Source organism: Pseudomonas sp. Sample_21 (assembly GCF_004307525.1).
In the GTDB taxonomy this organism is placed as follows: domain Bacteria; phylum Pseudomonadota; class Gammaproteobacteria; order Pseudomonadales; family Pseudomonadaceae; genus Aquipseudomonas; species Aquipseudomonas atacamensis.
In genome coordinates, this window is sequence record NZ_RCNZ01000134.1 from 1 (window position 1) to 5,540 (window position 5,540).

Consider the following 5,540-nt stretch of genomic DNA (forward strand, 5'->3'; position numbering starts at 1 on the left):
AGCCCTCCCGAAACGTCGGACCGCCCCCAAGGGGGCGAGGGGGAAAGGGAGCCGATCTTCATGCAACGCAAAGTCCGGCCCGACTCAAAATCAGTCACGGAGAAATTCAGCCACCTTCTGTGCAGCACCCGCCAAATGATCGGAGTGCGTAAAGCCAGAAGCCTTGAGCGGCTTCAAATCATGATCCCCCGCCACCAACCAAAACACCTCAATCCCCGGCGCTAACGAATACCCCTCAACCGCCTCGCGATTCCCCAGAGCATCCCGCTCCCCCTGCACAATCAACGCTCGCGTGCGCAACGAAGCCAAATGCTCAACCCGAGGCTTCTCCGGCTTCCCCACCGCATAAAACGGATACCCCAGACACACCAACGCATCCACCCCCAACTCATCCGCCACCAGACTCGCCATCCGCCCGCCCATCGACTTGCCGCCAACAGCCAAAACCCCAGCGACATGACGCCGCACAAGCGCAAACACCTCCCGCCAACATTCCTGCAACTTGCCAGCAGGATTCGGCGGCCGCTTCACCCCATCCACCCGCCGCTGCGCCATATACGGAAACTCAAACCGCAACACGTTGACCCCAAGCCCGGCAAGGCGCCCAGCCATGTCGTTCATCCACTCGCTATCCATCGGCGCACCCGCACCGTGGGCGAGGATCAAGGTCGCAAAGGCCTTACCCTCAGCGACATTCCACAACCATCCATGATCGAGCACACACTGCGCCCATTGATCCCCGTCAATACTGGCCTTGTGCTGTTTGTCCATGCTTGCCTCGCTTTTAGTCTGCCTATAACTCCAGGCGAAGGATTCGTGCGGCTTGCGCGCGCTCACTTCGGCTGAACCGTGGATGGGGAACCATGAACACTTCTATCAGTACCGCCTACAACTACAAGGTGGTCCGCCAATTCGCCATTATGACGGTGGTGTGGGGCATCGTCGGCATGGGCCTCGGGGTTTTTCTCGCGGCGCAATTGGTCTGGCCGGAACTCAACTTCAATCTGCCCTGGACCAGTTTCGGCCGTCTGCGCCCGCTGCACACCAACGCGGTGATCTTCGCCTTCGGTGGCTGCGCGCTGTTCGCCAGCTCTTTCTATTCGGTACAACGCACCTGCCAGACGCAATTGTTCGCGCCGCAAATCGCCGCGTTCTGCTTCTGGGGCTGGCAGCTGGTGATCCTGTTGGCGGCGATCAGCCTGCCGCTGGGTTACACCAGTTCCAAGGAATACGCCGAGCTGGAATGGCCGATCGACATCCTGATCACCATCGTCTGGGTCGCCTACGCGATCGTGTTCTTCGGCACGATCATGCAGCGCAAAACCAAACACATCTATGTGGGCAACTGGTTCTTCGGCGCGTTCATCATCACCGTGGCGATTCTGCACATCGTCAACAACCTTGAATTGCCGGTGAGTTTCACCAAGTCCTACTCGGTGTACGCCGGTGCAACCGACGCCATGGTGCAATGGTGGTATGGCCACAACGCCGTGGGCTTTTTCCTCACCGCCGGCTTCCTCGGCATGATGTATTACTTCGTGCCGAAACAGGCCGAGCGTCCGGTGTATTCGTATCGCCTGTCGATCGTGCACTTCTGGGCCTTGATCACCCTGTACATCTGGGCCGGCCCGCACCACTTGCACTACACCGCGCTGCCGGACTGGGCGCAATCGCTGGGCATGGTGATGTCGCTGATCCTGCTGGCACCGAGCTGGGGCGGCATGATCAACGGCATGATGACCCTCTCGGGCGCCTGGCATAAGTTGCGCAGCGACCCGATCCTGCGCTTCCTCGTGGTGTCGCTGGCGTTCTACGGCATGTCGACCTTCGAAGGTCCGATGATGGCCATCAAGACGGTAAACGCCCTCTCCCACTACACCGACTGGACCATCGGCCACGTACACGCCGGCGCCCTCGGCTGGGTGGCGATGATCTCGATCGGCGCGCTGTACCACATGATCCCGAAAATCTTCGGCAAGGCGCAGATGCACAGCGTTGGCCTGATCAACGCGCATTTCTGGCTCGCGACCATCGGCACCGTGCTCTACATCGCCTCGATGTGGGTCAACGGCATCGCCCAGGGCCTGATGTGGCGCGCAGTCAACGAGGACGGCACGCTGACCTATTCCTTCGTCGAAACCCTGGTGGCCAGCCATCCGGGCTTTGTCGTGCGGCTGATCGGCGGGGCGATTTTCTTAAGCGGCATGTTGCTGATGGCTTACAACACCTGGCGCACCGTGCGGGCCTCGCAGCCTGCCGACGTCGTCGCTGCCGCGCAGATGGCCTGAGGAGTCCGCCATGAAACACGAAACGATTGAAAAGAACGTCGGCCTGCTGATGCTGCTGATGGTGTTCGCCGTGAGCATCGGCGGCCTGACCCAGATCGTCCCGCTGTTCTTCCAGGACGTCACCAACAAACCGGTGGAAGGCATGAAGCCCTACACCGCGCTGCAACTGGAAGGCCGCGACATCTACATCCGCGAAGGCTGCGTCGGTTGCCACTCGCAGATGATCCGCCCGTTCCGCGCTGAAACCGAACGCTACGGCCACTACTCGGTTGCCGGCGAAAGCGTCTGGGATCACCCGTTCCTGTGGGGTTCGAAACGTACCGGTCCGGACCTCGCCCGGGTTGGTGCGCGCTACTCGGATGACTGGCACCGCGCGCACTTGTACAACCCGCGCAACGTCGTGCCGGAGTCGAAGATGCCGGCCTATCCATGGCTGGTCACCCAAGCGGTCGACAGCAGCCACACCGAAACCAAGCTGAAAACCATGCGCACCCTCGGCGTGCCGTACACCGACGACGACATCAGCGGCGCGGTCGCCAGCCTCAAGGGCAAGACCGAAATGGACGCCCTCGTTTCCTATCTGCAAGTGCTCGGCACTGCGATCAAGAGCAAGAGGTGAGCCATGGTCATTGAAATGAGTGCAGGCCTGATCCGCGGCCTCGGCACGGTCGTGGTGTTCGTCGCCTTCGTCGGTTTGACCTTGTGGGTGTTCAACCGCAAGCGCACCCCGGAATTCGCCGAAGCACGCCTGCTGCCGTTCGCCGACGAACCACTACCCGAAACAATTTCAGCCCCTGAAACAAGGAGTACCCGGCCATGACCACCTTCTGGAGTACGTGGATCTGCGTACTGACCATTGGCAGCCTGATCGGACTGACCTGGCTGCTGATCGGCACCCGCCGGGGCGAGACCAAGGGCAGCGTCGACCAGACCATGGGCCACAGCTTCGACGGCATCGAGGAGTACGACAACCCGCTGCCGCAGTGGTGGTTCATGCTGTTCGCCGGCACGTTGGTGTTCTCGGTGGGTTATCTGATTCTCTATCCGGGCCTGGGCAACTGGAAAGGCATCCTGCCCGGTTACGAGGATGGCTGGACCGGCGTGCATGAGTGGGAAAAGGAAATGAACAAGGCGGACGCCCGGTTCGGTCCGATCTTCGCCAAATTCGCGGCGATGCCCCTGGAAGAAGTGGCCAAGGATCCGCAGGCGCTGAAAATGGGCGGTCGTCTGTTCGCCTCCAATTGCTCGGTGTGCCACGGTTCGGATGCCAAGGGCGCGTTCGGCTTCCCTAACCTTGCTGACAGCGACTGGCGCTGGGGCGGCGATGCCGAGACGATCAAGACCACCATCATGGGCGGCCGCATGGCGGCGATGCCGGCCTGGGGCGAAGTGCTCGGTGAGGCCGGGGTGAAAAACGTTGCCGCCTACGTGCGCCACGAACTGGCCGGCCTGCCGCTACCCGCCGACAGCAAGGCAGATCTGCAAGCCGGGCAGCAAGCGTTCAGTACCACTTGCGTTGCCTGTCATGGCGCCACCGGCCAGGGCACTGCGGCGATGGGCGCGCCAAACCTGACCCATCCGGCCGGCTTCATTTATGGCACCAGCCTGACCCAACTGGAACAGACCATTCGCCATGGTCGTCAGGGGCATATGCCAGCGCAGAACGAATTGCTGGGCAACGATAAAGTGCAATTGCTTGCCGCTTATGTGTACAGCCTTAGCCGCGGATTGAACACAGAAAAACTGATAACTGAAGACAGCAACAAATAGCAATTGCGTACACCACTGCCGCAGCTTTCTCGCTGCGGCAGTTTCCCGCCCCTTTGCGACGCATTGTCGCACCCCTTGGATCCTCTCCTTTCGGAACCCCGGATTCGGGTCTACGCTTCATCGAAGCGGACCGGCTGAAGTCGGTTTCCAGATCAATCCCGAACGATGCGCGCCGTGAACCGGCTGATGGATTCGCCGCAAACGCAGGTAGATAACGGCTGTTGCGCTGATTGCCCGCAATTCCCCGATCACGACCTGTGAACGGGCACCGTAGACGGCGATCCGGATTGCGAGCTTTTTACGCGCACTGCGACATTTTGTCAGAGGCCATTTTTGACCCTACGCGGCGCATGGAAAGGCCGCAGAATCAGCGTTGGAAAGCATTGACCCAGGTCATGGCGCGTTGCAATGACCCCCTGCTTTATACATACTTGCGGCCGATTTTATCCTATAAAAATACCCAAACCGTGGAACCTTAGAATGAGCACAGCAATCAGTCCGACTGCTTATAACTATAAGGTAGTCCGCCAGTTCGCCATCATGACGGTGGTCTGGGGGATCCTTGGCATGGGGCTCGGTGTCTTCATCGCCTCGCAACTGGTCTGGCCGGAACTGAACTTCGGTCTGCCGTGGACGAGCTTTGGACGCTTGCGCCCGTTGCACACAAACCTGGTGATTTTCGCCTTCGGCGGTTGTGCACTGTTTGCCACTTCCTACTATGTCGTGCAGCGAACCTGCCAGACGCGACTGATTTCCGACAGCCTCGCGGCCTTCACCTTCTGGGGCTGGCAAGCGGTCATCGTCGGCGCAATCATTACCTTGCCGCTGGGTTACACCACTACCAAGGAATACGCAGAACTGGAATGGCCGATCGCGATTCTGCTGGCGATTGTCTGGGTCACTTACGGTCTGGTGTTCTTCGGCACCATCACCAAGCGCAAAACCAAGCACATCTATGTCGGCAACTGGTTCTACGGCGCGTTCATCGTCGTCACCGCGATGCTGCACATCGTCAACCACATGTCGCTGCCGGTCAGCCTGTTCAAGTCGTATTCGGCTTACTCCGGTGCCACTGACGCGATGATCCAGTGGTGGTACGGCCACAACGCGGTGGGTTTCTTCCTGACCACCGGTTTCCTCGGGATGATGTACTACTTCGTGCCGAAACAGGCCGAACGTCCGATCTACTCCTATCGTCTGTCGATCGTTCACTTCTGGGCGCTGATCACCCTGTACATCTGGGCCGGCCCGCACCACCTGCACTACACCGCCCTGCCGGACTGGGCACAATCGCTGGGCATGGCGATGTCGATCATTCTGCTGGCGCCAAGCTGGGGCGGCATGATCAACGGCATGATGACCCTGTCGGGCGCCTGGCATAAGTTGCGCACCGACCCGATCCTGCGCTTCCTCGTGGTATCGCTGGCGTTCTACGGCATGTCGACCTTCGAAGGGCCGATGATGGCGATCAAGACCGTCAAC

6 protein-coding genes are annotated in these 5,540 nt (G+C 60.1%); 5 read left to right on the forward strand and 1 reads right to left on the reverse strand.

What is annotated here, in order from left to right; translation table 11 throughout:
* Window positions 1-90 precede the first annotated feature (90 nt).
* Window positions 91-771 (reverse strand): alpha/beta family hydrolase, encoded by a 681-nt coding sequence (locus tag D8U71_RS25520; RefSeq protein WP_130889000.1) that lies wholly within the window; start codon window positions 769-771, stop codon window positions 91-93.
* 92 nt (window positions 772-863) lie between these two features.
* Between D8U71_RS25520 and ccoN the strand changes: the two genes are divergently transcribed.
* The 5 genes from ccoN to D8U71_RS25545 all read left to right on the forward strand — a co-directional run.
* Window positions 864-2,288 (forward strand): cytochrome-c oxidase, cbb3-type subunit I, encoded by a 1,425-nt coding sequence (gene ccoN / locus D8U71_RS25525; protein ID WP_024012337.1) that lies wholly within the window; start codon window positions 864-866, stop codon window positions 2,286-2,288.
* 10 nt (window positions 2,289-2,298) lie between these two features.
* The gene (gene ccoO / locus D8U71_RS25530; protein WP_003223389.1) at window positions 2,299-2,907 is read left to right on the forward strand and encodes a cytochrome-c oxidase, cbb3-type subunit II; all 609 of its coding nucleotides are present in this window, start codon (window positions 2,299-2,301) and stop codon (window positions 2,905-2,907) included.
* Window positions 2,908-2,910: 3 nt separating this feature from the next.
* Window positions 2,911-3,108: a cbb3-type cytochrome c oxidase subunit 3 gene (locus tag D8U71_RS25535; RefSeq protein ID WP_016773878.1), complete on the forward strand. Its 198-nt coding sequence runs from the start codon at window positions 2,911-2,913 to the stop codon at window positions 3,106-3,108.
* The gene (ccoP, locus tag D8U71_RS25540; protein WP_125927764.1) at window positions 3,105-4,058 is read left to right on the forward strand and encodes a cytochrome-c oxidase, cbb3-type subunit III; all 954 of its coding nucleotides are present in this window, start codon (window positions 3,105-3,107) and stop codon (window positions 4,056-4,058) included. Before D8U71_RS25535 ends, ccoP begins: the two co-directional genes overlap by 4 nt.
* Before the next feature lie 480 nt (window positions 4,059-4,538).
* The coding region (locus D8U71_RS25545; RefSeq protein WP_130889001.1) for a cbb3-type cytochrome c oxidase subunit I at window positions 4,539-5,540 on the forward strand (1,002 nt) is incomplete at its 3' end.